Annotated in this window: 22 protein-coding genes; 12 read left to right on the plus strand and 10 right to left on the minus strand. The window is 30.5% G+C overall.

The window, feature by feature from the left end; translation table 11 throughout:
- The first annotated feature begins 2 nt into the window (after nucleotides 1-2).
- The 5 genes from Q0776_RS12640 to Q0776_RS12660 all read left to right on the plus strand — a co-directional run bounded on the left by Q0776_RS12640 (nucleotide 3) and on the right by Q0776_RS12660 (nucleotide 4,259).
- Nucleotides 3-569 carry a DUF4126 domain-containing protein gene (locus Q0776_RS12640; protein WP_298369457.1) on the plus strand — a complete coding sequence of 189 codons (567 nt, stop codon included), beginning with the start codon at nucleotides 3-5 and terminating at the stop codon, nucleotides 567-569.
- Entirely contained in the window at nucleotides 566-1,042 is a 477-nt protein-coding gene (locus Q0776_RS12645; protein ID WP_298368821.1) for a hypothetical protein, read from the plus strand. The genes Q0776_RS12640 and Q0776_RS12645 overlap by 4 nt, the downstream gene beginning before the upstream one ends.
- A 43-nt stretch (nucleotides 1,043-1,085) precedes the next feature.
- Complete coding sequence (gene hisS / locus Q0776_RS12650) at nucleotides 1,086-2,456, plus strand: histidine--tRNA ligase (RefSeq protein WP_298368823.1); 1,371 nt, start codon at nucleotides 1,086-1,088, stop codon at nucleotides 2,454-2,456.
- 43 nt (nucleotides 2,457-2,499) lie between these two features.
- Nucleotides 2,500-3,186 carry a GTP cyclohydrolase I FolE gene (gene folE / locus Q0776_RS12655; protein WP_298368826.1) on the plus strand — a complete coding sequence of 229 codons (687 nt, stop codon included), beginning with the start codon at nucleotides 2,500-2,502 and terminating at the stop codon, nucleotides 3,184-3,186.
- A 236-nt stretch (nucleotides 3,187-3,422) separates the two neighbouring features.
- The gene (locus Q0776_RS12660; protein WP_298368828.1) at nucleotides 3,423-4,259 is read left to right on the plus strand and encodes a phosphatase PAP2 family protein; all 837 of its coding nucleotides are present in this window, start codon (nucleotides 3,423-3,425) and stop codon (nucleotides 4,257-4,259) included.
- Here the strand turns inward: Q0776_RS12660 and Q0776_RS12665 are convergent.
- Genes Q0776_RS12665 through Q0776_RS12685 form a run of 5 tightly spaced genes read right to left on the minus strand, consistent with a single transcriptional unit; the run spans nucleotide 4,256 to nucleotide 6,654 of the window.
- Nucleotides 4,256-4,939, minus strand: a complete 684-nt coding sequence (locus Q0776_RS12665; protein WP_298368830.1) for a PrsW family glutamic-type intramembrane protease — start codon at nucleotides 4,937-4,939, stop codon at nucleotides 4,256-4,258. The two genes, Q0776_RS12660 and Q0776_RS12665, sit on opposite strands and share 4 nt — an antisense overlap.
- A gap of 14 nt (nucleotides 4,940-4,953) precedes the next feature.
- Nucleotides 4,954-5,328 carry a DUF2752 domain-containing protein gene (locus tag Q0776_RS12670; RefSeq protein ID WP_298368831.1) on the minus strand — a complete coding sequence of 125 codons (375 nt, stop codon included), beginning with the start codon at nucleotides 5,326-5,328 and terminating at the stop codon, nucleotides 4,954-4,956.
- Between the two features lie 33 nt (nucleotides 5,329-5,361).
- Nucleotides 5,362-5,685 carry a CCC motif membrane protein gene (locus Q0776_RS12675; protein WP_298368832.1) on the minus strand — a complete coding sequence of 108 codons (324 nt, stop codon included), beginning with the start codon at nucleotides 5,683-5,685 and terminating at the stop codon, nucleotides 5,362-5,364.
- Between the two features lie 12 nt (nucleotides 5,686-5,697).
- The gene (locus Q0776_RS12680) at nucleotides 5,698-5,991 is read right to left on the minus strand and encodes a DUF2752 domain-containing protein (RefSeq protein WP_298368833.1); all 294 of its coding nucleotides are present in this window, start codon (nucleotides 5,989-5,991) and stop codon (nucleotides 5,698-5,700) included.
- A 30-nt stretch (nucleotides 5,992-6,021) separates the two neighbouring features.
- On the minus strand, nucleotides 6,022-6,654 hold the full coding sequence (locus Q0776_RS12685) for a hypothetical protein (RefSeq protein ID WP_298368835.1): 633 nt from the start codon (nucleotides 6,652-6,654) through the stop codon (nucleotides 6,022-6,024).
- Between the two features lie 73 nt (nucleotides 6,655-6,727).
- Here Q0776_RS12685 and Q0776_RS12690 point away from each other — a divergent pair, with 73 nt between their 5' ends.
- Nucleotides 6,728-7,288, plus strand: coding sequence for a DNA mismatch repair protein MutS (locus Q0776_RS12690; RefSeq protein WP_298368836.1), 561 nt, complete (start codon nucleotides 6,728-6,730; stop codon nucleotides 7,286-7,288).
- 1 nt (nucleotide 7,289) lies between these two features.
- Here Q0776_RS12690 and Q0776_RS12695 read toward each other — a convergent pair whose 3' ends face one another.
- A complete protein-coding gene (locus Q0776_RS12695; RefSeq protein WP_298368839.1) occupies nucleotides 7,290-7,772 on the minus strand; it encodes a hypothetical protein in 483 nt (160 codons plus the stop codon).
- An 85-nt stretch (nucleotides 7,773-7,857) separates the two neighbouring features.
- Between Q0776_RS12695 and Q0776_RS12700 the strand changes: the two genes are divergently transcribed.
- On the plus strand, nucleotides 7,858-8,994 hold the full coding sequence (locus Q0776_RS12700) for a cysteine desulfurase family protein (protein ID WP_298368840.1): 1,137 nt from the start codon (nucleotides 7,858-7,860) through the stop codon (nucleotides 8,992-8,994).
- A 64-nt stretch (nucleotides 8,995-9,058) separates the two neighbouring features.
- On the opposite strand, the gene murB is transcribed toward Q0776_RS12700, so the two are convergent.
- Both murB and Q0776_RS12710 read right to left on the minus strand, forming a co-directional pair.
- The gene (murB, locus tag Q0776_RS12705) at nucleotides 9,059-10,060 is read right to left on the minus strand and encodes a UDP-N-acetylmuramate dehydrogenase (RefSeq protein WP_298368843.1); all 1,002 of its coding nucleotides are present in this window, start codon (nucleotides 10,058-10,060) and stop codon (nucleotides 9,059-9,061) included.
- On the minus strand, nucleotides 10,061-11,257 hold the full coding sequence (locus Q0776_RS12710; RefSeq protein WP_298368846.1) for a pyridoxal phosphate-dependent aminotransferase: 1,197 nt from the start codon (nucleotides 11,255-11,257) through the stop codon (nucleotides 10,061-10,063).
- Nucleotides 11,258-11,399: 142 nt separating this feature from the next.
- Between Q0776_RS12710 and Q0776_RS12715 the strand changes: the two genes are divergently transcribed.
- A complete protein-coding gene (locus tag Q0776_RS12715) occupies nucleotides 11,400-12,764 on the plus strand; it encodes an aspartyl protease family protein (RefSeq protein WP_298368849.1) in 1,365 nt (454 codons plus the stop codon).
- Between the two features lie 53 nt (nucleotides 12,765-12,817).
- On the opposite strand, the gene Q0776_RS12720 is transcribed toward Q0776_RS12715, so the two are convergent.
- Nucleotides 12,818-13,267, minus strand: a complete 450-nt coding sequence (locus tag Q0776_RS12720; RefSeq protein ID WP_298368851.1) for a DUF1573 domain-containing protein — start codon at nucleotides 13,265-13,267, stop codon at nucleotides 12,818-12,820.
- Between the two features lie 112 nt (nucleotides 13,268-13,379).
- On the opposite strand from Q0776_RS12720, the gene Q0776_RS12725 reads away from it, so the two are divergent.
- The gene (locus tag Q0776_RS12725; RefSeq protein WP_298368854.1) at nucleotides 13,380-16,007 is read left to right on the plus strand and encodes a valine--tRNA ligase; all 2,628 of its coding nucleotides are present in this window, start codon (nucleotides 13,380-13,382) and stop codon (nucleotides 16,005-16,007) included.
- A gap of 260 nt (nucleotides 16,008-16,267) precedes the next feature.
- Here the strand turns inward: Q0776_RS12725 and ftcD are convergent, their stop codons facing one another.
- A complete protein-coding gene (gene ftcD / locus Q0776_RS12730) occupies nucleotides 16,268-17,956 on the minus strand; it encodes a glutamate formimidoyltransferase (RefSeq protein ID WP_298368857.1) in 1,689 nt (562 codons plus the stop codon).
- A 639-nt stretch (nucleotides 17,957-18,595) separates the two neighbouring features.
- Between ftcD and Q0776_RS12735 the strand changes: the two genes are divergently transcribed.
- The 3 genes from Q0776_RS12735 to cysC all read left to right on the plus strand — a co-directional run bounded on the left by Q0776_RS12735 (nucleotide 18,596) and on the right by cysC (nucleotide 21,274).
- Entirely contained in the window at nucleotides 18,596-19,651 is a 1,056-nt protein-coding gene (locus tag Q0776_RS12735; RefSeq protein ID WP_298368859.1) for an NAD-dependent epimerase/dehydratase family protein, read from the plus strand.
- A 243-nt stretch (nucleotides 19,652-19,894) separates the two neighbouring features.
- A complete protein-coding gene (gene cysQ / locus Q0776_RS12740) occupies nucleotides 19,895-20,683 on the plus strand; it encodes a 3'(2'),5'-bisphosphate nucleotidase CysQ (RefSeq protein ID WP_298368862.1) in 789 nt (262 codons plus the stop codon).
- A 6-nt stretch (nucleotides 20,684-20,689) separates the two neighbouring features.
- Nucleotides 20,690-21,274 (plus strand): adenylyl-sulfate kinase, encoded by a 585-nt coding sequence (gene cysC / locus Q0776_RS12745; RefSeq protein WP_298368864.1) that lies wholly within the window; start codon nucleotides 20,690-20,692, stop codon nucleotides 21,272-21,274.
- The last annotated feature ends 160 nt before the right edge of the window (nucleotides 21,275-21,434 follow it).

The following is a 21,434-nucleotide window of genomic DNA, read 5'->3' on the forward strand; positions in this document are numbered from 1 at the left end:
ATATTTCACCCGAAACAATTTTTAGTATTATAATAGGTATTGGACTGGCAGCATCAGTCGGATTTAGAATATTTGTCCCCTTATTTGCACTTAGTTTAGCTTCATTCTATGGAATAATTCCCTTAAATGAAAGTTGGGAATGGGTTGGAAGCTCTACAGCTATCATTATTTTAGGAATGGCAACTTTAGTGGAGATTCTGGCTTATTTTATTCCTTGGTTCGATAATTTATTGGATACCATTGCTGTACCACTTGCTGCAGTTGCAGGTACTGCCGTTATGGTAGCAACGGTAAGCGATTTAGATCCAACAATAACCTGGGCATTAGCAATTATTGCTGGTGGTGGAACTGCAACGGCAATTAAAGGCTCAACAAGTACAACTCGTTTAGCATCAACAGCTTCTACGGCCGGAATTGCAAATCCCATAATTTCTACTGTTGAAACGGGAAGTTCAATTATTATGTCTGTACTTGCTATTTTTATTCCTGTTTTAGCAATTATTTTAGTAGTATTCATTTTTTGGATACTTATTAAAGTTTTTAAATTATTTAAAAAATCGAAAGAATGAGTTATACCAATCAACAACCAAAAGACTTTATAAAATCCTTGCAAATAATTCATATAGCTTTGCTAGCTGGTGTTTTAATATTTGGAGCCTATGTAGCTTTTAATGCAAAAAACACTTTGTTTTTTTCTTATGAAGAAGATAAACCTTTTTTGTTTTTAGCAATAATAATTGCCTTCTCAGGTAACTTAGCTAGTAAGTATTTGTATTCAAAATTATTGAAGCAAGTTCCAGATAAAGCCGATTTAAATGAGAAAGCTATTAAATATAGTACGGCACATATTTTTAGAATGGCAATGTTAGAGTTCCCTGCTTTTATGTGTATTTTCTTTGCAATGCAAACCAATAATAGTTTTTATTTTGTGTTGGTAGCGATTTTGGTTTTAATGATGTTTGCCATTTTTCCAACTAAAAGTAAGTTTGAAAATGATATACCTCTTACAAGTAACGAAAAATCAATATTAGAAAAGCTTTAATTAGTTTTATAAATTTTAGATATTTGCATCCTAATTTTAACAAATGGCACAAAAACCTGGTATACCAAAAGGAACAAGAGATTTTACACCAACCGAAGTAGCTAAAAGAAACTACATTTTTTCTACTATTAAAGAAATTTTTGAAGTATATGGATTTCAGCCTATTGAAACTCCATCTTTTGAAAATTCTTCAACCTTAATGGGGAAGTATGGCGATGAAGGTGATCGATTAATTTTTAAAATTCTAAATTCGGGAGATTATTTAAAAAAAGTTGATGAAGGCTTACTTTCTGAAAAAGATAGTTTAAAGGTAACCTCAAAAATTTCGGAAAAAGCTTTACGTTACGATTTAACAGTGCCTTTTGCACGCTACGTGGTACAACATCAAAACGAAATTGAATTTCCTTTTAAAAGATATCAAATGCAACCAGTTTGGCGTGCAGACAGACCACAAAAAGGTCGGTTTAGAGAATTTTACCAATGCGATGCAGATGTTGTTGGTAGTAAAGGATTGTGGCAGGAAGTTGAGTTTGTTCAATTATACGATGCTGTTTTTAGCAAGTTAAAGTTAGTTGGTACAACTATAAAGCTTAACAACAGAAAAATACTTGCAGGAATTGCTGAAATTATTGGCGCAAAAGATAAATTAATAGATTTTACAGTTGCACTTGATAAGTTAGATAAAATTGGGGCAGAAGGAGTAACTAACGAAATGTTAAGTAAGGGAATTTCTGAAGACGCTATTGAAAAAGTACAACCATTGTTTAATTTTAATGGCAGTAACCAGGAGAAATTAAATCAGCTACAAGAAATGTTGGCTGAATCTGAAGAAGGAATAAAAGGTGTTGAGGATTTAAGATTTATTGTTGATAATGTGGAAGCATTAGGTTTACAATCGGCAAATTTAGATTTAGATGTAACACTTGCAAGAGGGTTAAACTATTATACTGGAGCAATTTATGAGGTTTCTGCACCTAAAGGTGTAAGTATGGGATCCATTGGTGGTGGCGGAAGATATGATGATTTAACTGGAATATTTGGATTGAAAGATGTGAGTGGAGTAGGAATTTCATTTGGATTGGATAGAATTTATTTGGTATTAGATGAATTAAATTTATTTGATGAAGTGGAGCTTCCAAAACCAAGAGTTTTATTCATAAATTTTGGAGAAAATGAAGCGAGCTATTGTATGAAAGCCTTAGTTGAATTCAGAAAAAAAGGCATTAAATCAGAATTGTATCCAGATAGTGCTAAAATGAAAAAACAAATGAATTATGCAAATAGAAGAGAAATTCCATTTGTTGTAATTGTAGGTTCAACAGAAATTGAAAATCATAATTTTACGTTAAAAAATATGCAAACTGGTGATCAGCAAGTATGTAGTTTAGAAGAATTACTCAAAATCACTGCCTAATTTTAAAAAGTAAGTTGTAAATTTGCGAGCTAATTGAAAGATAATGTTTGAAGGTAAAGACATAATGACAAATAAAATAGATGAATTAGGAGAAGATCATATTGGTTCTTCTGCTAAAACTCCTTTAAGAGATGATGCATTTAAATTATCTGATGAAGAAAAAAGAAAACGTATAGAAAGTAGTGTGCGTGATATTTTGGATACATTAGGAATGGATTTAAATGATGACAGTATAAAAGGCACTCCGAGAAGAGTGGCAAAAGCTTATGTAGATGAAATATTTGGAGGATTAAATCCTGCAAATCGACCAAAATTATCCACATTTGATAATAATTATAAGTATGGTGAAATGTTAGTAGAAAAAAACATTGTGGTTTATTCTACCTGCGAGCATCATTTATTACCTATAATTGGACGTGCTCATGTTGCTTATATTTCTAACGGAAACGTTATTGGTTTGTCTAAAATGAACAGAATAGTAGACTATTTTGCAAAAAGACCACAAGTTCAAGAACGTTTAACTATGCAAGTAGTTCAGGCGCTACAACAAGCTATGGGAACTGAAGATGTTGCTTGTGTTATTGACGCAAAACACTTATGTGTAAATTCAAGAGGTGTTAAAGATATTGACAGTAGTACTGTAACTTCAGAATTTGGTGGTAAATTTAAAGACAAAGACGTTCGAAGAGAGTTTTTAGATTATATTAAAATGGATACGGATTTTGATTAATTTATATTCAAATTTAAGATATAAAAAAAGGCTGACTTAAAAATATTGAAAGCCGTCATTCTGAATTTATTTCAGAATCTCATCATACTATTTAATTTAAATATGAGAACCTGAGAACAGTTCAGGTTGACGAAAATTTCACTTTTAAGTCAGTCTTTTTTTATGAAAATAGTTATTCTATTTCTTATAAAATTTAATGAATATTTAAATGTTAAAAAATTTGTTTTTCTATGAAAATGATTCAGAATAAGGTATGTTGCTTTTTATTTGCATTGTTATTTTTAATTAATGCAAATTCGCAAGAAAAAGTAAAAACTGCTACTACAGATAACACATGGAGTATGCTAAAAACAGATGCAAACTTAATTTTAGGTGGAGTAAAAAATGCTTATACGAGACCGCTTCATTGGCAAAAAAAAGATTGGTTAACTTTTGGAGGAATAGCTGCAGGAACAGCCTTACTTTATATTTATGATGAACAAACAAGTGAGTATTTTGTAAATCAGGAAGAAAGTGCTCCAAATATGTTGAAAGAAATAGGATGGTATTATGGAAGCCCTCAAAATTTCTTTATGATAAGCGCAGGTATTTACAGTTATGGATTGTTTGCTAAAAATGATAAATTTAGACATACAGGAGTCCTTATAATTTCATCTGCCGTGGCAACGGGGTTAATACAAACTATTAGTAAAAATGCCTTTGGACGAGCTAGACCATCACAAAATGTTGGGAGCAAGGAGTTTAAATTTATGAGTAAAGAACCAGGTTATCATTCTTTTCCTTCAGGCCATTCCATACTATCATTTACCGCTTCGCACGCAATAGCAAAGCAATTTAAAAACATTTGGATTAAAAGTGGAATCTATGCCGTTGGTTTAATTGCTCCTGTTTCAAGATTATGGGCGGGTGCACATTGGTTAACCGACGTTACTTTAGGTATGGTACTAAGTGTTGTTATTGTTGATGGTGTAGATAAATTTTTATCTAAAAAGAAGAACGAAATTAAAGACAAAAAATTTTCATGGAAAGTAAATGCTGGTGTTGGTAAAATTGGTGTTGTTGGAGTATTTTAATTGCTTGAATTTATAAAAAATGAATTTTGTTGATGAATTTTTATTGCCTTTTTTGCAAGTACTAACCCAATAAATAGTGATACAAAAGCTCCAATAGCAATTCCAGGAATAAAGTTTATAAAAATAAAAAAATCATAAGCACCATGGAAAAGTATTGCACCACCTAAACCAATTAAATTCCAATATGCTTTTTTGTTCGAAAATTTTGCTTTTCCCATAAAATAACCCATTATAACGGCAAATGTTGCATGAGCAGGAATAGCGGTAAAAGCTCTTAAAAAAGCAGTTGTTAAACCACTTTCCATTACATAAAAGATGTTTTCAACGGCGGCAAAACCCATAGAAACCATAACTGCATAAATAATTCCATCAAAAGGTTCGTTAAACGATTTTTTTGGCTGTGAATAATATCTTACAATTATATACTTACTAAACTCTTCTATAAGTGCAACAACAAAAAATGCTTTTATAAATTGATCAAGCACACTATATTCATCAGATTGTGGTAAATAATTATCATACAATGTATATAGTGCAAAACTAATAAGTATACTTACTATTGCACCCAATAGAAAGTTTTTTAACAAGGCCATTTTAGACTCTTTTTCAAATTTATCTTTTATATAAATATAAACGATTACAATTATTACGGGTGCGAGTGAAGCAATTAAAATAGTCATAAATTAAGTTTATGTTAATGTGGCGCTAATAGATTAAATGGATATAAGGGTAAGTTTCTTAATATCCAAAAAACAACAGCTATAATAATAAAAATAATTGGTAGTTTGGGATGGTTTAAAACACTTTTAAAATGAGTGTTAAAAAGTATATTTAAACCTTTAATTACAATTTGATAAGCTAAAAATAATAAGCCTATTACAAACAAAACGTTTTGTTGTAAAGCTTCAAAAATATTAAAATTTAATAAACTATGAGCTGCTCTTTGGCTACCACAACCAGGGCAATAAACTCCTGTTGTAACAAATAACGGGCATTTTGGAAAAAATGTTACTTTGGTTGGATTAACCATAAAATACAAAAATGCTACTACTCCAAAAAGTAGTAGCATTGCTATATGTTTTAATTTAATTGATTGTAACAATTAACTTGCTTGTTCAATTAATTCTTTATACATATCCATTTGTTCTTGCCAGCTTCCACTAAAAATAGCATATAATAATTGTAACACTGCAATTGCTCCAATTACAATTCCAATTATTGAAGTAATTTTACCTGTATTGGCATTTCCTTCCCCAGTATAAAGTGATGGATCTTCATTATATATAGCCATTGCTTTTTTAGAATTGCTTAGTCCAATAAAACCAAATATTAGTCCAGGTAATCCCATACAGCAACAAGCGGTAACAATAGAAATAATTCCAAATATTAATGAATTTTGTGCGTGAGGAAGTTTTTGTTTTTCCATAGTGATTTAAGTTTATGTTAGTTTTAAAATATAATTAGCTAATATAATTATAACATTTATAAAAAATAAGTATTTCAGGATTAAATGACCTATTTTAAAGTCAAATTTTAAGTGTAAAATTAAGTAAACAAACATTATTATTAAAGTGAAAAGAGCAGGATACATTTTAAATGATTGTATAAACTCTCCTTTCAGCAAAAGAATAATTGCTCGTTGCATTCCACAACCCATACATTCTTGATTTAAATATTGTTTCCAAGAACAAGATAGTAAGTTGCTTTCTAAAAAATCAATTATTTTATTCAAAAAAACTTTTTTTTATAAAAGTATAAAAAATTATAGATTTCCTTTAACCAATCTAAAAATATAATGCATTTCTCCTGCTATTTGTTTGTTAACTTCTAAGTATTTTTCTGCTTGAAGTTTAGAATTATCCGAGTTTTTCGGATCGGTAAAAGGCAAATAGAATTGCTCTATTGCATCTGAAATATGCGGACATTTTGTATTTGAACTAGAGCAGGTTGTTAATGCTATAAATGGAGTATTAATACAATCGCTGTTATATAATTTTGAAAATGCAATAATTGGTTGAGGACACTCTTTATAACTAATTGAGTAATAAGGGTTGTTATGAGAGAATTTTAAAATTTTAAAATTAAATCCTACTTCTTGTAACGTTTTTACTGTGTTTCTGTAAAAGGATGTAACTATAGTCCCTCCGGAAAAACAATGTATATTGTTAAGATTAAAAAATGTGGTTGCGTAATTTGCCCATATTTGTGCTAATTGACTTCTTCTGCTATTATGAATACAAATAAAATTTAAATTAACGGTTTTATGTAATTGTAATTCGTTACAAATAGTTAAAGCAATTTCCATTAATAAATCAATTCTTTCTTCAGAAATTAAGATTTCATTATACGATTTTATAAAAAAATCTTTAGTATTTGTAGCAACAGTTTTAATCATACCCTATTTTTGTACTAAAATAGATTTTATACGTATTTTTAATATTTCTAAAAAATTATTTAAAAGTTAAATGATGAGTTTTAAAATAGGAGATGAGGTTGCAGTTTTAGATGATGTTATTAAAGGGAAGGTAATTGAGGTGAAACCAACAAGCATTATTATAGAAACAAGCGATGGTTTTTCTTTTGGATTTGCTCCAAACGAATTGGTTGTAATTAAAGAAAGCCAGTTTGAACTTTCTAAATATAGCGATATATCAAATGAAGATTTATTGGTTAAAGAAAGTGATTTTAAGAAGAAAAAAGCACCAAAGTTTAAGTCGGATTTAAAAGTAGATAAACAACCACCAATGGAAGTTGATTTGCATATTGGGCAGCTCACTAAATCGTCAAGAGGAATGGATAATTACGATATGTTAAATTTGCAAATTGAAACCGCAAAACATAAAATTGAATACGCAATTAGAAACAGAATTCCTAAAATAGTGTTTATTCACGGTGTTGGAGAAGGAGTGTTAAAATCGGAATTAGAGTTTTTATTTAAAAATTACCATGTCGATTTTTACGCCGCTAATTATAAAAAGTACGGATTAGGTGCAACAGAAGTTTACGTTTACCAAAACCCTAAAAAATAACTTAATTAGGATAAGTTCCAAAATCAAACGATTCGAAAAATATACGTTCATTATTATCTAAAAATAACAAATCCGATATAGAAATATCATAAGTATATCCAGCTACTGTTACTTCATCATCTTCTAAAACTTCAATAGTGTTTATAATAATTGTGCCAGATTCAGCATCTAATTCTTTTAAAACCAATGGAGTAGAGGGTGGTATTTCTTGGCAGAAATACGAATCTCCAATTCCTTCGTCAAAAATTCTGTAAGTAACACTTCCAGTTGAAATAGAATAGGTTTTTTCTCCTGCAGTTTCACCAAATTGAGTATCGGATAATGAAAGTATAATAACCTCTGTACTTTCGGTGTTTAATTTATACAATACTAAATCGCCACAACTTTTTATAGTATCGGTAAACTCAAACGCCGGAACATCAAAATCACCATCATTACAAGAAAACACTGTAAACGCAACAAAAAGGTAAAATAATTTTTTCATTTTATAATTTTATGAAAGCAAAAATAATTGTTTTAGATAATCTAACGCTAAATGATACCAACTATTTTAGTTAATTTTGCTTTTAATGAAAAATATTTATTTAGACAACGCAGCAACCACTCCCATTTTACCTGAGGTAATAAGTTTAATTACCAGCTCAATGGAGACAGTTTACGGAAATCCTTCTTCAACACATCAAATAGGTAGAAAGGCAAAATCATTGGTAGAAACTGCACGAAAAAACATTGCAAAACATTTTAATGCTGCATCTAACGAAATATTTTTCACTGCTGGTGGAAGTGAAGCCGATAATTTAATACTTAGAAATGCGGTAGTTAATTTAGGTGTTAAAGTAATTATTTCTTCAAAAATTGAGCATCATGCGGTGCTTCATACTATTGAAAGTTTAGAAAAAGAATTCAGTATTAAAGTTTTATGGGTTGATTTAAATGAAAAAGGAGGAATTAATTATGCTCATTTAGAACAGTTGTTACAAAATGAAAATGAAAAAGTATTGGTAAGTTTAATGTATATTAATAATGAAATTGGGAATATATTAAATGTAAAAAAAGTTTCAGAAATGTGCGAAGCAAACAATGCTTTATTTCATTCAGATTCAGTGCAGACAATAGGTCATTTTAAATTTGATATAACAGAAACTCCAATAGATTTTTTTGTGGCAAGTGCACATAAATTTCACGGACCAAAAGGTGTTGGTTTTGCCTATATTAAAAAAGGATTTGGAATAGCACCAATTTTACACGGAGGTGAACAAGAAAAAGGAGCAAGAGCCGGTACTGAAAATGTACATAGTATTTTAGGAATGGAAAAAGCATTAGAAATTGCCTATGCTAACTTAGAAGAAGAAGCAAGATACATTAAAGAATTGAAGCGTTATTTTATTGATATTTTAAAAGCAAATTTTAACAATATTGTATTTAATGGTTTTTCAGAAGATGAAAATAAGAGTAGCTATATTATTTTAAATGTTCGTTTCCCTAAAGAATATTCAATGTTACTTTTTAATTTAGACTTAAAAGGAATTTCGGTTTCTGGAGGAAGTGCTTGTCAAAGTGGAAGTAATAAAGGTTCGCATGTTTTAAATACTATTTTAAACGAAGAATTAGCCAAACATACATCGGTACGTTTTTCTTTTAATAAGTATAATACAACAGAAGAAATTGATGAGGTTGTTACAGTGTTAAAAGGTTTGGTTGTATAATTAGAAGTGTACTTAATTAAGTGTAGCATAGAATTACAATTTAACACTTCAATATAAAGAGTACCTAAATCACATTCACTTCAATTTCTAACGAAATATGAAAGTTTTCTTTTATGGTTTTTTGAATAAGTGATGCCAATTCAAAAATTTCATTACCAGTAGCATTTCCATAGTTTACCAAAACCAGTGCTTGATTTTCGTGAACACCATAATTTCCATAACGTTTTCCTTTAAAACCGCTTTGTTCAATTAGCCAACCAGCAGGTATTTTAATTTCTTTTTCAGAAACAACATAATGCGGTACTTTTGGAAATTTTGCAATTAATTGCTCGAAATTAGCTTTCGAAATAATGGGATTTTTAAAAAAACTACCACTATTTCCAATTTTCTTAGGATCTGGAAGTTTACTTTCTCTAATAGAAATTACGGCTTCGGAAATGTCTTTTAAACTAGGATTTTCAATATTTTTTAGAACATCTTTTATTGCTCCGTATGAAATATTAAGCTTATGAGCTATTTTAGTTAGTTTAAAAGTTACATTTAATATTATGTATTTTCCTTTCAATTCGTTTTTAAAAACCGAATTTCTATATCCAAATTTACAATCTGTATTGGTAAAAGTTTTAATCTTTCCTGTTTCAATTTCAAGAGCTTCTAATTGATAAAATGTATCTTTTAATTCAACTCCATATGCTCCAATATTTTGAATAGGAGAAGTTCCAACATTACCAGGAATTAAAGATAAATTTTCTAGTCCTCCATAATTTTGATTTACACACCAAGTTACAAAATCGTGCCAATTTTCACCTGCTTCAGCTGTTACAAAAACATTATTTGTATTTTGATCGTTCACAATAATTCCTTTTGTATTAATGTGTACCACCAATTTATCAATTGCTGAAGTAAGCAGCATATTACTTCCACCTCCAATAAGAAAAATATCTTTTTCCTTAGAAGTAATGGTTTTTAATTCTTCAAAAGAATTTACAGTTATAAAACGTTTAGCAATTACATCAATTCCAAACGTATTATAGTTTTTTAAAGATATGTTTTCTAAAGTATTCAATTATAAGGAATTATATTTTTCTAAACCTGCTTTTAATATTTTTACAGAGGTAATTATACTTTCTTTATTTAAAACATAAGCAATTCTAACTTGCTTGGTTCCATAACCTTTAGTGGAATAAAATCCAGCACCGGGAGCAACCATTATTGTTTGGTTGTTTAAGCTAAAATGCTCCAATAACCACTGCGCAAACTTATCTGTATCATCAACCGGTAATTCTACCACGCTATAAAATGCGCCTTTTGGAGAAGCAACTTTAATACCATCAATTTTATTTAACTCGCTAATTAAAGTATCTCTTCTTTCTTTATATTCAACAATTACTTCATCAAAGTAAGATTGTGGTGTTTCCATTGCAGCCTCACTAGCAATATGTGCAAAGGTAGGCGGACTTAAACGTGCTTGCGCAAATTTTAATGCAGTTGAAATAACTTCTTTGTTTTTTGAAACCAAGCAACCAATTCGCGCTCCGCACATACTATATCGTTTAGATACAGAGTCAATTATAATTGCATTGTTTTCTAGTCCAAAATCATGAAGTACAGATTGATGAGGTTCATCGCTATCATAAATAAATTCGCGATATACTTCATCTGCAATTAAAAATATATCATGTTTAATTACAATTTCTGCTAATTTTTGCATTTCTTCTTTCGAATATGAATACCCTGTTGGATTCCCCGGATTGCAAATTAAAATAGCTCTTGTTTTTGGAGTAATTAGTTTTTCAAAATCTGAAATTGAAGGTAACGCAAAATTGTCTTCAATATCAGAAATTATAGGAACAATTTTTATATCAGCGGATGTTGAAAAAGCAATATAATTAGCATAAAAAGGTTCAGATATAATAATTTCATCACCGGGATCGGTTATACTTCCCAAAGCAAAAAGCAATGCTTCCGAACCTCCAATGGTAACTATAATGTCTTTTGCATCTACAAAAATGTTATTTCTATGGTAATAGGCTGCAATTTTATTTCTGTAAGACTCAGAGCCTTCAGAACGACCATATTCTAATACTGAAATGTCGTTATTTTTAACCGCTTCTAAGGCCAAATTTGGAGTTTTTATGTCTGGTTGTCCAATGTTTAAATGGAAGACTTCTATTCCTTTTTTTACTGCAGCTTCTGCAAAAGGCACCAATTTTCTAATTGGTGAATCCGGCATATTTCTTCCTTTTTTTGATACTGTTGGCATTTGTTTTTGATTAAAAATGGTTAATTACAAAATTGCGAAAATATTTCTTGATATATACCTTTTTTAGCGAAAATATAAAAGGTTAAATTTTTCACAAAAGTTATGTTATAATTGAAGCTTTTTGTAGCTTAACATCAAGTAAATGAATTACATCTTGAAACATAAAACCAAACATATTTTATTAGGAGTTATAGGTATGTTTGTATATTGTTTATCTACTGCGCAAGGTAATTTTGATTTTACAAATAACTTAAATAAGCAATCAATTTCATTTAAACTATTAAATAATTTAATTGTATTTCCAATTGAGGTAAATGGTGAGAAATTAAATTTTATTTTAGATTCGGGTGTTGGTGGCACAGTGCTTTTTAATCTAAATGCACGCGATTCCATTAAATTAAACAATGTTAAAAGAGTAAAATTACAAGGATTAGGAGGTGAAGAACCAATAAATGCAGCCGTATCAAGAGGAAATACATTCACTATCAATTCTATTGAAAATACAAATGAATTGGTATATGTTATTGATAATGATAGTTTCGATTTATCGTCTAAATTAGGAATAACGGTTAATGGTATTATTGGTTATTCTTTATTAAAAAATTTAGAAGTTAAAATTAATTACAGCACCAAAAAAATCACTTTTTATAAAAAAGGAACTTTTGATTATTCAAAATGTAGAAAATGTGAAAGTTTTAACCTGGAATTTTATCAGCTTAAACCTTATATGAATATAGAAGCAAAACTATCTAGTGCAACACAAAAAGCTACACCAATAAAGGTGTTGGTTGATTCGGGTGGGAGTGATGCTATGTGGTTGTTTACAAACAGTCATCCAGATATTAAAGGGCCTGAAAAATATTTTCACGATTTTTTGGGTGAAGGATTAAGTGGCTCTATATATGGTAAAAAGTCAAAAATAAAATCGTTGGTTATTGGTAGCTTTGAAATGCATAACCCAACTGTTTCATACCCAGATTCTTTGTCTATTGTTAATGCTCTTAAATATGCCGAAAGAAATGGTAGTTTAGGAGGTTCTATTTTAAGACGTTTTACAGTTATTTTCGATTATAATAGTGCCAAAATTACTTTAAAAAAAGGAGGCAATTTTAACAAGCCATTTAGGTATAATATGAGTGGAATTGAATTGGTTCACAATGGTAAAATATTGGTAAAAGAAAGAGATAAAAACAAATCTTCATTTTCTTTTGAATCCTCAGCAAATTCCCCAAATGGAAATCGAGTTCATATTGATTATAATTATAAATTTACGTTTAAACCGTCTTATAAAATTTTTAAATTAGTACCCAATTCTCCAGCAGATAATGCGGGTTTAATGGTTGGTGATGTGGTTATAAAAATAAATGGAAAATATACGTTCGAAATGGATTTAGATGAAATTATAGGAACCTATTTTCAAAAAGAAAATAAAAGAATTAATATGGTGGTAGAACGAAACGGACAAGATTTTGATTTCAATTTCACCTTAAAGGATATATTAAAATAAAAAAGGATTTCGAAAACGAAATCCTTTTTTATTTTATTCTGTTGTTTAACTTCTTAGTTAGAAGAAACAGTTGGTTTTTCTTTAGCTACTAGAGTTTCTGGTTTTAAAACAATACCTTTAATTCTAATTCTTTTAACAGGCTCAGAAGCATTTGAATGAATAGTTAATGTTTTGTTGAAACCTCCAATTCTGTTAGTAGCATATTTAGCTTCAATTTCACCAGTTTTTCCAGGGAGAATAGGTTCTTTTGAATATTTAGGTACTGTACATCCACAACTAGATTGAACTTTAGTAATAGTTAACGGTGATTTTCCAACGTTCTTAAATTTAAAAACTCTTACTCCGTCTGCATTTTGTTCAATTTTACCATAATCAATAACATCAGTTTCAAATTCAAATGCTGGTGCATTTGGATCCGCTGTTGCTGCTGCTTGAGTAGTTTGTTGTGCATTCATTGAAAATGTCATCATTCCAATAAATAAAAGTGTCAATATTCTTTTCATAATTTTAAATTTTAAAATGTAAAGTTAGTTATTTTTTTATGCTTTCAAAATATTTTATGTTAATGCTTATAATTGTACATTTGCAAACTGTATTACAAATATTAGACCAAAAATGAGTTTAGCAACAAAATATAATCCACAGGAAGTAGAAAATAAGTGGTATGATTACTGGATGAAAAATAATTATTTTCATTCAACTCCAAATGAAAAAGAGCCTTATACCATTGTAATTCCACCTCCTAATGTAACAGGTGTATTGCATATGGGACATATGCTAAATAACACTATTCAAGATGTGTTAATTAGACGTGCACGTTTAAAAGGTAAAAATGCTTGTTGGGTTCCTGGAACTGATCACGCTTCAATTGCTACCGAAGCAAAAGTAGTTGCTAAATTAAAAGAACAAGGAATTAATAAGTCCGATTTAACACGCGATGAGTTTTTAAAACACGCTTGGGATTGGACCGATGAACATGGAGGTATAATTTTAGAACAACTTAAAAAGCTTGGAGCATCTTGTGATTGGGAACGTACAAAGTTTACAATGGACAATGAGTTGAGCGAAGCTGTAACTAAAGTATTTATAGATTTATACAATAAAGGGTTGATTTACCGTGGTTATAGAATGGTAAACTGGGATCCTGAAGCAAAAACTACACTGTCTGATGAAGAAGTTATTTTTGAAGAAAAACAAGGAAACCTTTACTACGTAAATTATAAAATTGAAGGAAGCGATGATGTGTTAACTATTGCAACTACACGTCCTGAAACAATTTTGGGTGATACAGCAATATGTATCAATCCTAACGACGAACGTTTTACTCATTTAAAAGGTAAAAAAGCAATTGTACCAATTGTAAATCGCGTTATTCCTATTATTGAAGATGAATATGTAGATGTAGAATTTGGTACAGGATGTTTAAAAGTAACACCTGCACACGATCAAAACGATAAAGTTTTAGGTGAAAAACACAATTTAGAAGTAATCGATATTTTTAATGACGATGCTTCTTTGAATTCTTTTGGTTTGCATTATGAAGGAAAAGACCGTTTTGTTGTTCAAAAAGAAATTACAAAAGAACTTAAAGAATTAGGTTGTTTGGTAAAAGTTGAACAACATTTACATAAAGTTGGTACTTCAGAAAGAACTAAAGCTGTAATTGAACCAAAAATTTCGGCTCAATGGTTCTTAAAAATGGATACTATTGTAAAACCAGCTTTAAAAGCGGTGTTGGAAGATGAAGAAATAAAATTTTTCCCAAAGCATTACAATAGCACTTACAGTCACTGGTTAGAAAACATTAGAGATTGGAATATATCTCGTCAATTATGGTGGGGACACCAAATACCAGCGTTTTTCTACGGAGATGGAGTAAACGATTTTGTAATTGCCGAAACCATTGAAGAAGCAGCTAAAATTGCTTCAGAAAAAGTAGGGAAGGAGTTTAAAGCAGAGGATTTAACTCAAGATCCAGATGCTTTAGATACTTGGTTCTCTTCTTGGTTATGGCCAATTTCTGTTTTTGACGGAATTAGAAAACCAAATAATGAAGAAATAGAATACTATTATCCAACAAACGACTTAGTTACAGGTCCAGATATTATTTTCTTCTGGGTAGCTCGTATGATTTTTGCAGGATATGAATTTAGAAATGAAAAACCTTTTTCTAATGTATATTTTACGGGAATTGTACGTGATGGAAAAGGAAGAAAAATGTCTAAATCGTTAGGGAATTCACCTGATCCAATTGGATTGATTGAAAAATATGGAGCTGACGGTGTTCGTGTTGGAATGCTATTGTGTTCGGCTGCAGGTAACGATTTATTATTTGATGAAGAATTATGTGCTCAGGGACGTAATTTCTCTAATAAAATATGGAATTCATTCCGTTTAATTAAAGGATGGGAAGTTTCAGAAGATTTAGAACAACCAAAATCTGCAAAAATTGCTATTGATTGGTATCAAGCTAAATTTCAGCAAACATTAATAGATTTAGAAAAATCTTTCGACCAATACCGAATAAGTGAAGCTTTAATGAGTATTTACAAATTAGTTTGGGACGATTTTTCTTCTTGGTTCTTAGAAATGGTAAAACCAGGTTATCAACAACCAATGGATGCGGTAACCTATAAAGCGGTTATTTCATTTTTAGAAGATAACTTAAAAGTTTTACATCCTTTTATGCCTTTCTTAACAGAAGAAATTTGGCAAAACATTTCAGAAAGAACAGCAGATGAAGCGTTAATTATTGCTGAATATCCTAAAACTGTTAAAGTAAATGAAAGTTTAATTGAAGGATTTAAAATTGCTTCCGAAGTAATTTCTGGAATTAGAACCATTAGAAAAGACAAAAACATTTCTTTTAAAGAGCAAATTGAGTTTTCAGTATTAAATAATGATAATGTTTCTGATGATTTTGATGCTGTTATTGAAAAATTAGGTAACTTGTCATCACTTAATTATGTTTCGGAAAAGGTTGATGGAGCGTTGAGTTTTAGAGTAAAATCTAATGAGTATTTTATTCCAATGGGTGATGCTATTGATGTTGAAGCTGAAAAAGCAAAGCTAGAAGAAGAATTAAAATACAACGAAGGCTTTTTAAAATCTGTACAAAAGAAATTAAGTAATGAGCGTTTTGTAAACAATGCACCAGAACAAGTAATTGCAATGGAACGTAAGAAAGAAGCAGACGCATTATCAAAAATTGAAACAATAAAAGCTAGTTTAAGTAGCTTATAAAAAACGATGCACAAGCTATGGCTGGCGAATGCATAATAGAAAAGGGATTCCATTTATGGAGTCCCTTTTTGCTTTTATTATGAAACAGATTGTCATTTTAAATGAAGTGTAACGAAATGCAGCATCCTCTAAAGTGGAAGTTGCTGAAACAAGTTCAGCATGACGAAATGTAAAATGTCATTCTGAATGGAGTGTAACGAAATGAAGAATCTTTAAGTACTGTGAGATTCTTCGCTATTGCTCAGAATGATAGGTTATTTTTACATTTTACTATCTATAAATGCTATAACTTCGTTTTCAATTGCCAATGCCTTCTCATAAATAGTTTTAGCCCTCTTCATAATAGCTTCGGCAAAAACACGATCTTTTATATCTTTAGCATTGATTCGAACGTTAAAATACGCACCTGTAACTGCAGTTTTTGCACAAAGAACACCTACTGCAGCATCAGACAACGAACTTTGTAATCCATCTTTTAACATTGCCTGCATTACTTCCATAGAATTATAAGCAGTTTCCATTACTTGAAACGGTATTTCGGTAGCGTATTTTGTAGCATCTTCAATTGCTTGAGATCTTAAATTTTTTTCTTCAGAAGTGCCTTTTGGCATTCTAAATCCATCAATAATTTTATTAAAAGCATTGGTATCTTCATCTACCAAAAACAATAATTTATTTTTATATGCTTGTCCTTTTTCGGCCCAATCAGAATAAAACTCCCATTTATCATCCCAACCAGCTTTGTGTGCCGAAAGGTTTGCTACCATAGTTCCTAAAGAAACACCCAAAGCACCAACATATGCCGAAATTGAACCACCACCAGGAGCCATTGATTCTCCTGCAGTCTCTTCTGCAAAATCTTTAACTGTAAAGTCAATTAGCTTTTTAGAGGTGTCTTCTAATAGATATTCAATAATTTTTTCTTTTGGATTAAATGGCTTTAAATCGTCTAAACCAAGTGATTTTACCGCAATTTTAATCTTTTCTTCTTCTGAAATTCCTAAGGATCGCTGTTGTTTTCGTAAAAAATAATCGCCAGCATCTAACATCGCTTTTAATGGAATTAATCCAATAAGTTCAGAACCTGTAACCCGTAACCCTCTTTTAGTTGCTGCTTTCACGGTTTCGTCAAAAGCCACATGCATAGAAGTAATATTGATATTTGTTAAATTATATGAAATTTGCGCAATTCCATATTCTTCTATGTACCAACCAATTCCTTTCACGGCTTTTAATTTTCCTGGAACACGAACAGGGTCACCATTTTTATCTAGTACTTTTTTACCCGAAACACCATTTTCATATTTTACTCTTCCAGCTTCGCGAATATCAAAAGCAATGGCATTGGCTCTTCTGGTTGAAGTTGTATTTAAATTAACATTATAGGCAATTAAAAAATCACGTGCAGAAATAGCAACAGCTCCTGATTTTACTACTGAATTATTAAATGCTGCGGGACCAAAATCTGGTTTCCAATCGGGATTCACTAGTTTTTCTTTTAAGCCTTCATATTCACCAGAACGACAACTAGCCAAATTTTTACGCTTAGGTTCTTTGGCTGCATTTTCATAAAAGTACCCAGGAATACCTAATTCTTTACCTACACGTTCACCTAATTTATGAGCGTAAACTGCTGCTTCATCTAAGGAAATATTTGAAATAGGAACCAAAGGGCAAACATCGGTTGCGCCAAAACGAGGATGCTCACCTGTATGTTTACTCATATCAATTAATTCAGCAGCTTTTTTAATCAATCTAAAAGCTGCTTCAATAACATTATCAGGTTCTCCAACAAAAGTTATTACGGTTCTATTGGTAGCTTTACCAGGATCTATATCTAGTAATTTTACACCATCAACAGTTTCAACAACGGCTGCTATTGCGTTAATTTTGGCTGTATCACGACCTTCACTAATGTTAGGAACGCATTCTATTAATTGCTTGTTCATTTTAATTATTATTTGGTTATTCAAATTTAGGTAGATAATTTGGTAGTTGGTAGTACTATTTTAAAATAATTGAATAATATATTAGCTGATACCTATTTTGAATCTATTTAAGAGTTCTTCGAACTGACGGAATAGGTTTGAAACTGTCATATCGAATAAAACATGAGTTCTCGATACAGTTTTAAAAAAAACTAGGGTTCTTATTAAAACCACTCGAACTGACGAATTAAGGCTGCGTCACATCGAGTGATTTTCGGAGAAAATCGTATCGAGATGTGCTAATCTGTTCTTATTCAAGAAATCTTCGATTTTATAGTTTTAACTTTTATAAATCAAAAGAAAAACAATTAAAAAAGTGATCTAGAGTAAAAAAAGAAGCTTTAATTAATAATGAATATGATAGTTTAATTAATTTAGCAAAATAGAAGTTCTGGTTCTCGATACAATTTTAACAAGAACTAGGGTCCTTATTAAAACCACTCGAACTGACGAATTAGGGCTGCGTCACATCGAGTGATTTTTAGTAGAAAATTGTATCGAGATGGGTTTGTGTGTGCCAAATGTGCTGTGCTAGGCGAGCTGAAACGTATTTCACCAGTCCCGGTTCTAATTATAATTTAAAAAATAAAGAATAATCATATGAAAAAAGTATTAGTAACAGGGATGGCTGGTTTTATTGGTCACCATTTAACAAAGTTACTTGTTGCAGCTAATTATGAGGTTGTAGGATTGGATAATATAAACGATTATTACGATCCTAATTTAAAATTAGCACGTTTAAAAGATTTAGGATTCAACACAAAAGCAATTGAATACAATAAACTATTAAAAAACGAAGCAACTTCTTTTATTAAACTTGACTTAACAGATTTAGAAAATATAAAAGCCTTGTTTAAAGAACAACAATTTAATTATGTTGTGAATTTGGCTGCACAGGCAGGTGTGCGTTATTCTTTAATAAATCCGCATTCGTATGTAGATAGTAATATTACTGGTTTTTTAAATATTTTGGAAAGTTGTAGAGCATATCCAGTGGAGCACTTGGTATTTGCTTCATCCAGTTCGGTATATGGATTGAGTGAAGATATTCCTTTTCAGGAAGACAATTGTACCGATCATCCTTTGGCAATGTATGCGGCAAGTAAAAAGGCAAATGAAATGATGGCGCATTCCTATGCTAACTTATACAATATACCAAGTACAGGATTACGCTTTTTTACGGTGTACGGACCTTGGGGAAGACCAGATATGGCGTTGCATATTTTTACAAAAGCAATGGTAGAAGATAAAGAGTTTGAAGTATTTAACAATGGAAATATGAGTAGAGATTTCACCTATGTTGCTGATATTGTCGAAAGTATAAAACGACTATTACCATTAGCGCCTAAAGAAAACAATCCGGCATTTAACCCTAAAAAGCCAACATCATCTAAAAGTTCAAAAGCCTATCAAATTTTTAATATTGGAAATAACAGTCCGGTAGCTTTAATGGATTATATAAAAGCACTTGAAAAAGTATTAGGTAAAAAAGGAAAGATTGTATTTAAACCAATGCAACCTGGAGATGTACAAAGTACCTATGCAAATGTTGAAAGTTTATTTAACTATATAGATTTTAAACCTCAAACCAATATTGAAGAAGGTGTAAAAGCTTTTGTGAAAAAGTACTTAGAGTTGGAGGAATTGAAAAAATAGAAGGTCCTTACTCTTATCATAAAAATGAGGATAACCGTTGTACTGAACTTGATTCAGCAGCTCACTCTTTTTTTGGTGACACTAGTTTGTTTAGAATTCTATTTTATAAGATTCAGAGCTAAATTAGGGGTTAGGTTTTGTTGTGTTAGTGCGAATAAAAACAAATGGTACTCAAAACAATGTTAGATTACTGAGCTATCGACTAAATTTATCCTATAAATACCAAATACTAATGCATATTATATGAGAAAACTTCTTTCAATTACAATAGAAGCCGCGATACTTGCTGGAGGAGAAATCATGAAAGTTTATGATAAAGATTTTGAAGTTCAATTAAAATCTGATAGTTCTCCAATTACTGTTGCTGATAAAAACGCAAATAAAATAATTAATTTCTTTTTAGAAAAAACAGCCATACCCATAATTAGTGAAGAAAACGAACAATTGGATTTTGAAAAACGAAAAAATTGGGATACTTGCTGGATGGTAGATCCGTTAGATGGAACTAAAGAATTTGTAAAGCGTAATGGAGAGTTTACTGTAAATATTGCTTTAATAGAAAAGAATAAACCAATATTAGGTGTTATATATGTTCCTGTTACTAAAACTTTGTATTATGGAATTGTTGCAGAGGGTAAAGCATATAAAATAGTGCTTAATAGCCATAAGTATTCCAATGAAATAATAGATAAAAGTATAGAAATAAAACCAGCAAATAATTCCAAAGATACCATTAAGATTGTTGGTAGTCGCTCCCACAAAAGCAAAGAAACTTCTAAATATATGCATGATTTAGAAAAGCAAGGAAATAAAATTGAATTGATTTCTGTAGGAAGTTCATTGAAATTTTGCACCGTTGCTGAAGGAAACGCCACTTTATACCCTAGATTTGCACCTACAATGGAATGGGATACAGCTGCCGGACACGCAATATGTAATGCTGTTGGATTAAGTGTAAAACAAACTGATTCTAATGAAGAATTAAAGTATAATAAAAGTAATTTATTAAACCCTTTTTTTATAGTGAACTAATTAATTATGAAAAACGTTAATAAACAAGATTATACAATAAATAGGAAGCATAGAGAAGCGCTTAAAAAACATTGTTCATGTTTAGTTTGGTTTACAGGGTTGTCAGGTGCTGGAAAATCTACCATCGCAAACTTATTAGAAAAAGAACTATTTAAGCAGAACATACATACGTATTCTTTAGATGGTGATAATTTAAGAAGAGGCTTAAATAAAGACTTAACGTTTTCAAAAGATGATAGATTTGAAAATTTAAGGCGTACTGCTGAAACTGCAAAATTGTTAGTGGATGCGGGTATTGTGGTTATTGCGGCATTTATTACACCTTATGAGAAAATTAGAGCAGAAATAAAAGAAATTGTTGGGGAACAAGATTATATTGAAGTTTTTGTAAATACTCCCTTAGAGGTTTGTGAAGAAAGAGATGTAAAAGGCTTGTATAAAAAAGCACGTTCAGGTGAAATTAAAAATTTTACAGGAATATCCGCACCTTTCGAAATTCCAAAGAATTTTGCCATTGAAGTGAAAACAGCCAATGAAAAGCCAGAGGTTGCCGTTGAAAAAATAATGAATATTGTGAAGTCGAGAATATAGATCCAATCAATATCATAAATGCTTATACAGCAATCTGCTATCAATCTTTATATTATCACCACTTTTAACCCGAGTTAACAGCGAATACAATGGTCATGTTTAACTTGATTCAACATCTCAACCTTTAATTTCAATATTTATGTGTATTGAGTTCTGTTTT

Source organism: uncultured Lutibacter sp. (genome assembly GCF_947495725.1).
Lineage (GTDB): Bacteria > Bacteroidota > Bacteroidia > Flavobacteriales > Flavobacteriaceae > Lutibacter.